Origin of the sequence: Pontibacter pudoricolor, from assembly GCF_010092985.1 — a bacterium.
Classification (GTDB): Bacteria; Bacteroidota; Bacteroidia; order Cytophagales; family Hymenobacteraceae; genus Pontibacter; species Pontibacter pudoricolor.
Genome location: NZ_CP048106.1, coordinates 3123051 through 3135527 on the forward strand (window position 1 = coordinate 3123051; position 12477 = coordinate 3135527).

Below are 12477 nucleotides of genomic sequence, written 5' to 3' on the forward strand. Positions count from 1 at the left end.
CTCTATAACCATTACTTCTGGCTGGAAATTTGCTAGTTATACTTCGTAAATCGTATATTAACACTATGCATAAATTCATCCTAACCCTGCTCCTGTTTATGGGCTTTGCGCAAATGGCCAGTGCCCAGCGCGAGTTCGCAAACCTGGAGCTGCCACTCCGCCAACCAGAAGACCTGGTTTCGGTGGCTGACGATAATGGGAATGTCTGCTTGTATTTTTATCAGAATAACAAGCTTCATTTTACGCTCGTTTCTCCTGAGGGAGAGGTACTGGCCAAGCACGAGATTCCTTACCGCTGGAACCGCGACCCGCAGGTTTTAGGCACACGTGTAACCGACACAGATTTTATTTTTTACAGCCGCTACGAGAATGGCCGCCGTGATTATGTGCGTCCATTTGCCATTAACCGTAATACCGGTGCTTTCAGAAGCTTGCAGGATGTAGAGCTCGACAAAGAACGTAACACTTATTTTGTTGGCGGCTTTGGCGACGACGAGCACTTTTACATGCTGTATACCGACCGGAAAGACCGCCTGCACCTGTACCGCAGCAGCGACTCGCCGGAAGGGTTAGCAAAAATGGAGCGCCAGATATTTGAGCCCAACCTGCCCGAAACCCGGACTAAAGATACCCGTCTTATGGACCTGGTGTATGTACATCCGGACATGGAGCAGACTGTGGTGGCCGGCTACCATAGTGGCAAGATCTATAGTCGTGATGGAAACATTTACATCATTTTTGATGGCCAGTCCCTGAAAGACCTTAGCCGGAAAGAAGCGACAACAGAAATACTGGCTTTGAACTGGGAAACAGGCAAAGCAACTTACCGCACGTTGCCAGCACTGGAACAGCGCAATGAACCTTCGTTTAACTCTTTCCTGTTCCGCGACACACTTTTCAGGCTGCAGCTCGACCGCGACAAGCTGAACCTTACAGCTTACAACTTCAATAACCTGGAGCCTGTAAAAACCTACACATTCAGTGGCGATCAGGAAATAGCCATCAAGTCTACGCCGGTATACCAGCGTGGTATGCGCGGCTTGTTTGCCTCTGATGTTGATACCGTGAAGCAGACATCGAAAGTAATGAAGAAGCTGGCTGAAGGCTTACCTGCCATTACAGTAAATGCTTTTACCGATAGCACCATACAGTTAACGATAGGTTCTTACGACCCGCCGGGAGATCGGAACTCAGCATCGGATATGTCGCGCATGGTACGTACTCCGGACCAGTATTACCGAACGTCGCGCGGCCTGATGATGATTCCCGGCCGTTGGGTTCCGGCTTATAACATACCAAGCTATTATCTTAACTCGCCGTACTATAGCCGCTACTTTTATGACCCGTATGGGCAAGGTGGTGGTCGTCCGTCCGGGCCTGGCACAAGCACTTATTTCAGGGCTGTGCTGGATGATAACACATTGGCAAAAGCTGATAACGGTACCAATGAGTTGGTGCAGGACAAAGTAGATAAGTTTGAACAGGAGCTGAAATCCGAGCCGGACTATAAAACGGTTTACCGCTATGGCAACAAACTGCATTATGGCTACTACGACCGCAAATCAAAAACCTTCCGGATTATGGAGTTCGCCCCGGGGAACTAAAAGATATGAGAATACAAATGAAAAACGCTACCCTTTCTGAGGGCAGCGTTTTTTTATGGTTAATGCTTTTTATTTCTGGCCCATCAGCTGCTGCACTTTGGCCTGCATGGCCGGGTCCTGCTTAACGGCAAGCATTATCTGTTCATACTTTTCTACCGTCATCCCGTCCTTTACAATTGCCTTTTCCATATCCTGCTCCATCGTCGGCTGCATTTCCATCATGCGTTGCGCCGACCTGTTAAAAGCAGCAAATTCTTCCGGCGTAGCTTTCACTTCGTTTATTTTCTGCTGCTGATGTGCTTTTGCCATCTCACTGAATTTTTCTACGCTCAGTTTCTCTTCCGTCAAAATAGCAAGCATGGCTTTCTCTCCTTCCTGTTGTATAACCATCAGGCGATTATTGGCTTCGGCAAACTGCTTCAGGTCTGCATCGGTGAAGGTAGTGGTTGGGGTTATTTGCGGAGTAGTTTGTTCAGTTTTAGGCTGAGCCGGCGGTGTCTGTTGCTTTTTCTTCTGCGCAAAAGCTGTATTGGTGACAGTACCTGCTCCAACTATAAGTACAGCCACAGCAAGCCCCTTCAGTTTATTATTGATCATGTTCATAAGATTTCTTCCGGATTGGTTTTAAGAATGGATAAATCGAAGCTGATAGACAGCCATAAACCTATACTATACTCCATTACCAGCTGTTTAGTTCTTAAAACAAGGCAACAAGGAGAATCAAACCTATAGTTTAAGCCAGGATATAAGCACTGAAAAGTGGAAGAAATGATAGTCTTGCGGGTTTTACGCAAACTATAACTTTACCCAACAAGCGGAGAGGCAGACTTTATAGTTGGCTCTTTTACAAACTGTTCCTTTTTCAGGTTAAGCCATTCCAGGGCAGTGCCGTTCAGCATGCGTTCTATAGTTGCCAGGTCGTAAGGCATTGATTCGATGAGTTTGCCGGGTTCCAGTTCGCCCAACGGGAAGGGGTAATCGGTACCTAAGGCAATGCAGTTCGCGCCAACCAGGTTCACCAAATATTCCAGCATCAGCGGGTCGTGCACCAGCGAATCGAAGTAGAACTTGCCCAGGTACTCGCGTGGGTTTACAGGGTTATCAACCGCGCAAAGGTCTGGCCGCACTTCAAAGCCATGGGCAATACGGCCAATCGTTGACGGGAAAGAACCACCGCCATGCGCAAACGCAACACGCAGTTTTGGCAAGCGCTCAAACACACCACCGAATATCATCGAACAGATGGCAACCGTCGTTTCGGCGGGCATGCCGACCAGCCACGGCATCCAGTAATTACCAGTTCTATCTTTGCCCAGCATATCCCAGGGGTGCACAAAAACAGCAGCGCCCAGGTCCTGTGCGGCTTCAAAAATCGGGAAGAGCTCTGCGGCATCCAGGTTTTTGCCGTTTATATTAGAGCCAATCTGTATACCAGGCATACCCAGTTCTTTTACACAGCGTTCCAGCTCTTTTATAGAAAGGTCGGCATCCTGCATCGGCAGCGTACCCAGGCCAATAAAACGGTCCGGGTAATCAGCTACGATGCCGGCTATGTGGTCGTTCAGGAATTTGCTCAGGTCGTAGGTATGTTCGGGTTTGGCCCAGTAATTAAACATAACCGGCACAGTGCTGAGCACCTGCACACCTACTTTATACTGGCTGCACTCGTGCATGCGTACCTTGGGGTCCCAGCAGTTGTCCTGAATTTCGCGGAAGAATTTGTCATCCATCATCATGCGGGCGCAGCAGGGTTTGTGGTGCTCCAGCCGTATAAAGCCGCCATATCCGTACCGTTCGCGCAGGTTAGGCCAGGTAGCCGGCAAAATATGCGTGTGTATATCTATCTTCAGCAGACCCGAGTCTGTTAGTACAGGATGTGTAGGCGTTTGTTTGTGCATGATGTAAAAGGGCGAAATGCCGGATTTATCGTTATAATAGTGTCAGGCAATTCAACAAGATAAAACTTTTATATTTAAATACGCAGGCCAACCCACAAAAGCTTTTCTGATTTTATAGTTACCATTCAGGCTTAAACTATAGCCAGCGTCCTAAACATAACTATAGCGCAAAAGCAAACCGGCACAAATTAGTATATTCGCAGACCTTTACGAACTATAGCTACCCCGGGTGGCACAAACTATAACTGATCTGAATTTATAATGAACTATCAGAATACCCTTGCCTTTGCGCAGGAGCAAGACCAGAACGACCCGTTACATCACTTCAGAGATAAATTTTACTTCCCGCAGGTTAACAAACAGGATGCCATTTACTTCTGTGGCAACTCGCTTGGCCTGCAGCCAAAATCAGCACAGATGTACATCGATAACGAAATGTATAAATGGGCTAACCTGGCAGTGGAAGGGCATTTTAAAGGCGAAGAACCCTGGTTTAATTACCATGAACTGCTGGCTGCCGGTGCGGCCCGCGTGGTAGGCGCCAAAGAAAGCGAAGTCGTGATCATGAACCAGCTGACCGTGAACCTGCACCTGATGCTGGTGTCGTTTTACAGGCCGGAAGGCAAGCGCTTTAAGATCATTACCGAGGCAGGTGCTTTCCCGTCAGACCAATACGCCCTGGAAACCCAGACCCGCTTTCATGGCTATAACCCCGACGAAGCTGTAGTTGAACTGTACCCGCGCGAAGGCGAGTTTACACTTCGTACCGAAGACATTCTGCAAGCCATAAAAGACAATGCCGATGAGCTGGCGCTGGTGATGATGGGTGGCATAAACTACTATACGGGCCAGGTGTTCGATATGGAAGCCATTACCAAAGCAGGCCACGAAGCAGGTGCTATAGTTGGGTTTGACCTGGCACATGCTGCCGGCAACATACCTGTAAAACTGCACGACTGGGGTGTAGACTTTGCGGTGTGGTGTACTTACAAATACCTGAACTCCGGCCCGGGCGGCACGTCCGGTGTGTTTGTGCACGAGCGCCATGCCAACAATCCTGAACTGCCACGTTTTGCCGGCTGGTGGGGCCACGATGCCAGCTCACGTTTCCAGATGAAAAAAGGCTTTATACCGATGTCCGGAGCTGCAGGCTGGCAACTGAGCAACGCCCAGATCTTACCACTGGCTGTGCACCGTGCCTCTTTAGAGATTTTTGATGCAGCCGGCATGGAAAATATGCGCGCCAAAAGCGAAAAGCTGACCGGTTACCTGGAGTACCTGATCAACGATGTGCATGTAGGCAAAGATGTACTGGAAATGATCACCCCAACTGATCCGAAAGCGCGTGGCTGCCAGATATCGATATTGGTAAAAAAGAATGCCCGTGAGCTGTTTAACAAACTAATGGAAGCCGGCATTATAGTGGACTACCGCGAACCGAACGTTATTCGTGTAGCCCCTACCCCGCTTTACAACAGCTTCGAAGAAGTATTCCTTTTCTCTGAAATCCTGCACAAAACACTGGAAGAACACCAGTAAACTCTAACACAATATAAAAACTATTGTAATGGCCTGTTTTGCATAAAAACAGGCCATTTTTTTATTAAAACATATTCAAGCTCAAAACTTTAAGCTGTTTTTAAGTATAAAGAGCATCTATAGTTACCAGACCAACGGATGAATCTTTCGATCGAGAACATTTTACTGGGTGCTTCTATCCTGTTACTGATAAGCATTTTTCTCAGTAAGAGCCTCGGTAAATATGGTATCCCGGCCCTGATCCTGTTCCTGGCGGTAGGCATGCTGGCCGGCTCCGAAGGCATTGGAAAAATTCATTTCGATGATCCCGGTTCGGCCCAGTCTGTGGGTACTGTTGCCCTTGCCATTATCCTTTTTTCAGGGGGCCTGGACACGCGCTGGGAAACTACCAAACCTATTCTCTGGCGGGGGGTGAGCTTATCTACCTTTGGGGTATTTATAACCGCCATGCTGCTGGGGCTGTTTGTGTGGCGTATCACTGACTTTACTTTCCTGGAGGCAATGCTGCTGGCCTCTATCGTTTCGTCTACCGATGCAGCGGCCGTGTTCTCTATCCTTCGCTCTAAAAACATCGGTCTTAAACATAACCTGCGCCCTACCCTGGAGCTGGAATCCGGCAGCAACGACCCGATGGCTTACTTCCTGACCGTGAGTTTTACTTACCTGGTGATGAACGAAGGAGAAGCAAGTATGTGGCAGCTGGTACCTATGTTTTTTCTGCAGATGAGTATTGGTGCTATTATGGGTATTGCCATGGGGCGCACGATGGCCTGGGTCATTAACCGGATAAAATTACATCAGGATGGCCTTTATCCGGCACTTTCGCTGGGCATGCTCATTTTTACATTTGCGTTTACCACAGTCATCAATGGCAACGGTTTCCTGGCGGTATACATTGCCGGGGTTATGCTGGGCAACCGCAACTATATACACAAAGGCAGCTTAACCAGGTTCTACGATGGCCTGGCCTGGCTTATGCAGATCGTTATATTCCTGACGCTTGGTTTGCTGGTGTTCCCGTCGCAGATGATACCTGTATTTGGCACCGGAGTACTTATCTCGCTTTTTCTGATGTTTGTGGCCCGTCCGGCAAGCGTTTTTATTAGCCTGATCCCATTCCGGAGTACTTTTCGTGATAAACTATATATTTCGTGGGTAGGTTTGCGCGGTGCAGTGCCTATTGTGTTTGCTACTTACCCGCTGCTGGCCGGTGTCGGGAAAGCGGACATGATGTTTAACATTGTGTTCTTTATTGTGCTCACGTCGGTTATGCTGCAGGGCACTACACTTACAGTTGTGGCCCGGTGGCTGGGCCTCTCCCGCCGCGACAGTTCTCCGAAGCGTTTCCAGTTAGGCGAAGAAATGGGCCTTGATATGAAAAATGCACTTGTAGAGCTCGACCTGACAAAGGAAAGTATGGCAGTAGGCAGATCTATAGTTGAATTACAGTTTCCGAAAACAGCCCTGATCGTGCTTATAAACCGTGGCGGCAAATACGTTACCCCAAATGGCGCTACCGTGCTCGAAGAAAACGACAAGCTGCTGGTAATGATAAACAACGACAGTGAACTTGAAAAAGTAAACCAGGCATTGGGTATTTCCGCTTAAACTATAAAAGGCAACTACAATTCTATAGTTGCCTTTTATAGTTTAACGCAGCCGGTTATGCTTCCTGTGGCTGGTATGTTTTTAGTTTCGCTTTTTGAATGAGCTGTTTTTCGAGTAGTTGCTGCACTTCCGGCTTGTTATAGTCTTCTATAGTCTGGATGTACTTCATTACCTTCTTCATGATCTTGTCTTGCTGCTGGCCGGTTTCAAGGGCGTAAGAATAAGGCAGATCAGAGAAAGTAACCATACTATACAGCGTATTCCATTTGCCCGGGTATTGCTCGCTTATTTTGCCTTCTACTTTTTTGCGAAGCAGGAACCTGGGGTCGGCTACCTTGTCGCGCATCTCTACAAAGTTCATCACGGCCAGGTCGGCTATGGCATCGGCATCAGGTTTGCGCTTGCGCTCAAAGGCTTTAAACAGGGCACTCCAGTCGCCGTCAAAGGTATCCAGCATCTTGTCCAGCACGGTAATGTCCTCGAAGCCGGCGTTCATGCCCTGCCCGTAAAACGGCACCACCGCATGGCTGGCATCGCCTATCAGCAGCACTTTATCTTCGTAGCTCCACGGGAAACATTTTATAGTTACCAGCGAGCCCGTTGGGTTGCAGAAATAGTCCTGGGCCAGGTCCGGCATCAAAGGTATCGCATCCGGAAACACTTCCAGGAAAAAGTTAAGCAGGTCTGTATCGTTTTTGATGGAGGCAAAGGAGCGCTCGCCTTCGTAAGGGAAAAACAGCGTACAGGTAAAGCTCCCGTCCGTGTTCGGCAGCGCGATCATCATATAGTTGCCGCGCGGCCAGATGTGCAGGGCATTTTTTTCAAGGAGCCAACCGCCACCTTCAGCAGGTGGTATAGTTAGTTCTTTGTAACCGTACTCCAGGTAGCTTTGCTGGTAGTTAAACCGTTCTGTTTTCTGCAGGGCACCGCGCACCATCGAGAAAGCCCCGTCTGCACCAAAAATCAAATCCGGCGTTATAGTTTCGTCGATAGCATCATCGTGGTTGCGCAGTGTAACTTCGTTGGTTTTCAGGTTTACGTCCTGCACCTGGCGGTTAAAGTGGTAGTTTATATCCGGGTTTGGCTCCGATACATTCATAAGCGCCATGTTCAGCCCCGCCCGCGATACAGAGTAAATCGCCTGCCCTTCTTTGCCATAAGGCTGGTACGTCAGGTTGCCTTGTTCGTCGTGCATTACGCGGCCATACATGGGTATTGCCACCCGGCGCACTTCGTCTTCTATACCAATGCCACGCAGTGCTTTCCAGCCCCTGTCGCTTAGAGCGAGGTTAATAGAACGGCCACCATCCAGGGTGCTCACGCGCATATCGGGCCTGCGCTCGTACAAATCTACTTTATAGCCGCGCTTGGCCAGGTATAACGATAGCAGCGAGCCTACCAATCCGGCTCCCATAATGGCGATGTTCTTCTTGTCGGTCATAGCGTAAAGTATAGGGCAATACCACTGTTGCTGTAAAGTAACGGTTTCCTTTCTTTTTTCACAATGATTGTTGCAGGCTGTGCCAGTTTAGCTTACAATGTTACGGAAAGTAAGGTTAATGCGGTTGCCTGTGGGCCTGGCTGTTTTGGGGATGGCATGCTGCCAGTTGCGTTGCGTTGGGCCCTGCATCAGCAGCAGGCTGCCGTGGGTTATAGTCAGGTAGATATTCTTTTGTGCTTTGTTGTGCCTATGCCGGAAACCAAACCTGCGTTCTGCTCCAAAACTAACCGATGCTATAGTTGGCTCAGGACCTAGTTCCGGTTCATCGTCGGAGTGCCAGCCCATGCTATTTTGGCCGTTCTGGTACAGGTTTAGCAATACGCTGTTATAGTTATGGCCGGTGGCGGTTTCTACTTTATCTTTTATCTGCAGCAATACCGGTAACCAGGGTTGCGGTTTATTCTCAAGGCCGGAGTACATATAGGCTTTGTCGCCGTACCAGGCGGTCAGGCGCGGCATGGGTAGTTCCTTCCCGAACATGCGTATCTTTTCCTGTTTCCAGTTTACCTGCTCCAGTAGTTGCTCAAAGTATCGTTCGCTTTCCTGTTGAGTAAAGAAATCAGGCACAAAATATACTTCCGCACCTGGTATAGTTAGGTTTGCTGCACTGTCTATTTTAAACTTGTTCATCCCTGTATGACCTTCCTTTATTCTCAGAAGCCAGCCGTCTTTTAGCTCTCCTCTCTCTTCGCCGGCTCGAGTCCAGGTAATCCATCACCCTGGATGCCGTTACGCCATGCAGCACGATAGAAACCATAACTATAAACCCAACTATAGACCACAATTCATCCGTATCAGTAAAATTTGCCTCATTAAATGCAAAAGCCAGGTAAAAGAAAGACCCGATGCCACGTATCCCGAAAAAGCTTATCGCTACCTTTTCTCTGATACTACAATTATCTTTAAAAATAGAGATATAGGCTGTCAGGGGCCTGATAATGAACAAGAACCCGAGACCCAGCAAAACTCCCTCCCAGGTTAAATGATCCAACAGTCCGGTAACCAGGCTTCCTCCAAACAACATCAGCAGTATTACCATCAGGATACGCTCTATCTGCGTTACAAAGTCGTGCATTTCGGTATGATATTCGTGCCCTTCTTCATAACTGCTCATGGTTAGCGCTGCTATAAACACGGCTATAAAGCCATACCCATGTACCATTTCTGTCAGGCCATAAGTTACCAACGTAGCAGACAAGGCAACAAAGCCATCGCCTGTCTCAGGAAAAGAAGAGCTCCTGGGTAGGTAAAAAATAAGATATGCCAGCCCCCTGCCAATGACGTAACCCATAGCTACGCCAGCAATAACTTTATAAACCAGATCCCACAATACCCACTCTGTAACCCATCCTTCTCCTGTACTTGCGCCTACTGCTATAGCTATAGCCAGCCACACAAACGGGAAAGCACTGCCATCGTTAAGACCGGCTTCAGCGGTAAGCGAGAAGCGAACGTCGTCTTCTTCTGTATCGTGAGGAGGACCAACCTGCACCTGTTCTGCCAGCACCGGATCTGTGGGCGCCATAACAGCCCCGAGTAGCACAGCTGCTGCAGGAGCCAGGCCCAGCCACCACCAGCCTAAAAAAGCAAGTATACCAATAGAGAGCAACATGGTTACAGATACTAACTTCAGCGGAATCTTCCAGTTTTTCCAGCTAACCCTGCGCCTTATTTTAAGGCCGGTGGCCATCAGCGAAACTATAACGCTCAACTCAGTAAGATGCACGGCATAGCCTTCGTGCCATAAAGGGTCTGGGAACGGAAGGCTAAGGGGCAGCGAATAAATTAGTACACCGATCAGCAAATAAATGATAGGGTAAGAAAGAAAACTCTTTTCTATCATGGCTGGCACCCAGGCCATGGAGAGAGCAGCCAACCCTATTATGGTAATAACAATAATGTATGAATCCATATGGAGGATGGTGGTTGGCAGTTCATGATTTTTCTTAGCGGTTTGTACGCAAATAAACCCGGAATAGCTAAGTAAAGAGATACCAGAATAAGCAGTGTACCTGCACGTTAACTATAGCCAACACTTGTGAGAGATAGTTTTTGAGCCCGGTTTAAAAGGCTGGCAACTATAAATGGATGTTAGGAATAATGATGCAAGAATGGATTAACCTCAACTATAAAAACAACAAAGCACAGCAGATCTCAACCTGCTGTACTTTGCATAACGATTTGATTACCTATAGTTTACTTTACTGTTTCGGCTGGTTTAGCTGGTGGCTGTAAAACGTCGCCACACTTGCTGCAGGTGCGCTTCTGTTCATCATCCCAGAAATTGCCCATAATTACTGGCAGCTGCTTTACGATGTCAGTTACTTCGGTAAAATCTTCGTGCAGTTTGTTGCCACAGTTCTCGCAAAACCACATAAAACCATCTTTTTCCCCTTCGCGGCGGTAGCGCTCTATCACCAAGCCAACAGTGTTGGCAGGGCGCTGTGGCGAGTGCGGTACACGTGGCGGCAACAGGAAAATCTCCCCTTCTTTTATCTCGATATCCACAGGCTTACCGTCATCAATTATTTTTACGGTGATGTCGCCTTCAAGCTGGTAGAAAAACTCTTCGCTTTCGTCGTAATGGTAATCTTTGCGGGCATTCGGGCCGCCTACTACCATCACAATAAAATCGTCGTTGCCTTTAAACACCTGCTGGTTGCCAACGGGTGGTTTAAGCAGGTGGCGGTTTTCGTCAATCCATTTTTTAAAGTTGAAAGGTTTTGCTACAGCCATAGTTTTAGTTGTTAGGTTGATAAATTGAAGGTACGCAAAAGCTGGTAAAAATGGTAATGCAACTGAAAGAGGCTGTACTATAGCGCTGCAAGTTTAAAGGCTTTTGCGTACTTTTATACTATGAACCTGAACCTACAGAACAAACGCGCTATAGTTTGCGGCAGCACGCAAGGCATCGGCAAAGCCATTGCCATAGAACTGGCACAACTGGGAGCCAACGTAACCTTAGCCGCCCGCAACGAAGACAAATTACGAACAGCACTACAAGACCTGGATACGAGCCAGGGCCAGCAGCACGACTATATAGTTGCCGACTTTACAGACCCTTACAACCTGAACATACAGGTACAGGGCTACCTGGCCCAGCAGCAAACCGTACATATTTTGGTAAACAACACCGGTGGCCCGGCCGGCGGACCAATTACCGAAGCTATCTCGGATGAGTTTATGGATGCCTTTAACCAGCACCTGATCGCGAACCACCTGCTGGCAAAAGCGGTAATTCCGGGCATGAAGGCAGCCAACTATGGCCGTATCATCAATATCATCAGCACCTCGGTAAAGCAGCCGTTGCATGGTTTGGGTGTATCAAATACTATTCGAGGGGCAGTGGCAAGCTGGGCTAAAACAATGGCAAACGAGCTGGGGCAATTTGGGATAACCGTAAACAACGTGCTACCCGGCGCAACACGTACCGGTCGCCTGGAATCCATCATCGAAAACAAAGCGAAGAAAACCGCTACTGAAGTAGACACTATGGAAGAAGAGATGATGAAGGAAATACCGGCCCTTCGCTTTGCCGAACCCGAAGAAGTTGCCGCCGCCGCTGCGTTTTTAGCGACTCCAGCTGCTGCTTATATCAACGGTATTAACGTGCCGGTTGATGGCGGCAGGACGGGATGTTTATAGTTGTTGATTGTCTATTAAAGCGAATAAATCATTGAGAAAGAACCTAATATACTTTATTCTAGTAGCCTTTCTTTTTGCTTGCGGTAATCGGGAATACTTTTGAAGATAAGTTATTTGAAGAGCCTGAAATGGTTTATCATGTAATCAAAGAACAAATAATTGATTCATCTGACTCCGCCCCACCACATCCTCCAGCTTTGTTTTATGCACAGCACAACTTTATCGTGTACACAAATGGTAAAACGTACTATCATGACAAGTTCAAAGACTTTGGGTGGTGCGGAACAGGAGTTGATACATCGAACCCGGCTTTTTTGAATCTAAACACTTCAGATCTTGTAGAATTGACAGATGATAATTTGGTACGCTTTGTTAGAAACACGGTTCAAGACTCGAGTAGTTATCACCGGAAAGTAACAGCTATAATATCTTCTCCTACTGATACTATAACTAATAAGCATTTCAAGGAAATAATCAATGTATTCAGGCAAGAGAAGTTCAACATCTATTCTGTCAGAAAAACTACAGAAGAAGAAAATGTTGTTCTGAAACATAAAATTGAAAACAGAGACTATAACCCAGAACTTATAGTTTGGAAAAGCGATTTTGGTGGTATAAAGTTCTTGCCACCAAACACTGAAGATTAACTATCACTAATATCAATTGTGCATAGCTACTTCAA

11 protein-coding genes are annotated in these 12477 nt (G+C 47.6%); 5 read left to right on the forward strand and 6 right to left on the reverse strand.

Going from position 1 to position 12477, the window contains the following annotated elements; translation table 11 throughout:
- Positions 1 to 65: 65 nt before the first annotated feature.
- The gene (locus GSQ66_RS13565) at positions 66 to 1604 is read left to right on the forward strand and encodes a hypothetical protein (RefSeq protein ID WP_162427958.1); all 1539 of its coding nucleotides are present in this window, start codon (positions 66 to 68) and stop codon (positions 1602 to 1604) included.
- A 69-nt stretch (positions 1605 to 1673) separates the two neighbouring features.
- Here the strand turns inward: GSQ66_RS13565 and GSQ66_RS13570 are convergent, their stop codons facing one another.
- Positions 1674 to 2201, reverse strand: a complete 528-nt coding sequence (locus GSQ66_RS13570) for a DUF4168 domain-containing protein (RefSeq protein ID WP_238395692.1) — start codon at positions 2199 to 2201, stop codon at positions 1674 to 1676.
- Between the two features lie 206 nt (positions 2202 to 2407).
- Positions 2408 to 3502: an amidohydrolase family protein gene (locus GSQ66_RS13575; RefSeq protein WP_202923354.1), complete on the reverse strand. Its 1095-nt coding sequence runs from the start codon at positions 3500 to 3502 to the stop codon at positions 2408 to 2410.
- 261 nt (positions 3503 to 3763) lie between these two features.
- Between GSQ66_RS13575 and kynU the strand changes: the two genes are divergently transcribed.
- Complete coding sequence (kynU, locus tag GSQ66_RS13580; RefSeq protein ID WP_162427960.1) at positions 3764 to 5041, forward strand: kynureninase; 1278 nt, start codon at positions 3764 to 3766, stop codon at positions 5039 to 5041.
- Positions 5042 to 5179: 138 nt separating this feature from the next.
- On the forward strand, positions 5180 to 6649 hold the full coding sequence (locus GSQ66_RS13585; protein ID WP_162427961.1) for a potassium/proton antiporter: 1470 nt from the start codon (positions 5180 to 5182) through the stop codon (positions 6647 to 6649).
- Positions 6650 to 6704: 55 nt separating this feature from the next.
- On the opposite strand, the gene GSQ66_RS13590 is transcribed toward GSQ66_RS13585, so the two are convergent.
- The 4 genes from GSQ66_RS13590 to GSQ66_RS13605 all read right to left on the reverse strand — a co-directional run bounded on the left by GSQ66_RS13590 (position 6705) and on the right by GSQ66_RS13605 (position 10886).
- Complete coding sequence (locus tag GSQ66_RS13590) at positions 6705 to 8090, reverse strand: FAD-dependent oxidoreductase (protein WP_162427962.1); 1386 nt, start codon at positions 8088 to 8090, stop codon at positions 6705 to 6707.
- Positions 8091 to 8177: 87 nt separating this feature from the next.
- Positions 8178 to 8780, reverse strand: a complete 603-nt coding sequence (locus GSQ66_RS13595) for an alpha-ketoglutarate-dependent dioxygenase AlkB family protein (protein ID WP_162427963.1) — start codon at positions 8778 to 8780, stop codon at positions 8178 to 8180.
- Positions 8767 to 10062: a cation:proton antiporter gene (locus GSQ66_RS13600; RefSeq protein WP_162427964.1), complete on the reverse strand. Its 1296-nt coding sequence runs from the start codon at positions 10060 to 10062 to the stop codon at positions 8767 to 8769. Before GSQ66_RS13600 ends, GSQ66_RS13595 begins: the two co-directional genes overlap by 14 nt.
- Before the next feature lie 284 nt (positions 10063 to 10346).
- On the reverse strand, positions 10347 to 10886 hold the full coding sequence (locus GSQ66_RS13605) for a 3-hydroxyanthranilate 3,4-dioxygenase (protein WP_162427965.1): 540 nt from the start codon (positions 10884 to 10886) through the stop codon (positions 10347 to 10349).
- A gap of 120 nt (positions 10887 to 11006) precedes the next feature.
- Between GSQ66_RS13605 and GSQ66_RS13610 the strand changes: the two genes are divergently transcribed.
- Positions 11007 to 11795, forward strand: coding sequence for an SDR family oxidoreductase (locus GSQ66_RS13610; RefSeq protein ID WP_162427966.1), 789 nt, complete (start codon positions 11007 to 11009; stop codon positions 11793 to 11795).
- A 74-nt stretch (positions 11796 to 11869) separates the two neighbouring features.
- Positions 11870 to 12442, forward strand: coding sequence for a hypothetical protein (locus GSQ66_RS13615; protein WP_162427967.1), 573 nt, complete (start codon positions 11870 to 11872; stop codon positions 12440 to 12442).
- Positions 12443 to 12477: the final 35 nt, after the last annotated feature.

Bases quoted from the DNA above. Each gene is read 5' to 3' on its own strand.
- GSQ66_RS13565 (WP_162427958.1), top strand. From the start codon at position 66: ATGCATAAATTCATCCTAACCCTGCTCCTGTTTATGGGCTTTGCGCAA.
- GSQ66_RS13570 (WP_238395692.1), bottom strand. From the start codon at position 2,201: ATGATCAATAATAAACTGAAGGGGCTTGCTGTGGCTGTACTTATAGTT.
- GSQ66_RS13575 (WP_202923354.1), bottom strand. From the start codon at position 3,502: ATGCACAAACAAACGCCTACACATCCTGTACTAACAGACTCGGGTCTG.
- kynU (WP_162427960.1), top strand. From the start codon at position 3,764: ATGAACTATCAGAATACCCTTGCCTTTGCGCAGGAGCAAGACCAGAAC.
- GSQ66_RS13585 (WP_162427961.1), top strand. From the start codon at position 5,180: ATGAATCTTTCGATCGAGAACATTTTACTGGGTGCTTCTATCCTGTTA.
- GSQ66_RS13590 (WP_162427962.1), bottom strand. From the start codon at position 8,090: ATGACCGACAAGAAGAACATCGCCATTATGGGAGCCGGATTGGTAGGC.
- GSQ66_RS13595 (WP_162427963.1), bottom strand. From the start codon at position 8,780: ATGAACAAGTTTAAAATAGACAGTGCAGCAAACCTAACTATACCAGGT.
- GSQ66_RS13600 (WP_162427964.1), bottom strand. From the start codon at position 10,062: ATGGATTCATACATTATTGTTATTACCATAATAGGGTTGGCTGCTCTC.
- GSQ66_RS13605 (WP_162427965.1), bottom strand. From the start codon at position 10,886: ATGGCTGTAGCAAAACCTTTCAACTTTAAAAAATGGATTGACGAAAAC.
- GSQ66_RS13610 (WP_162427966.1), top strand. From the start codon at position 11,007: ATGAACCTGAACCTACAGAACAAACGCGCTATAGTTTGCGGCAGCACG.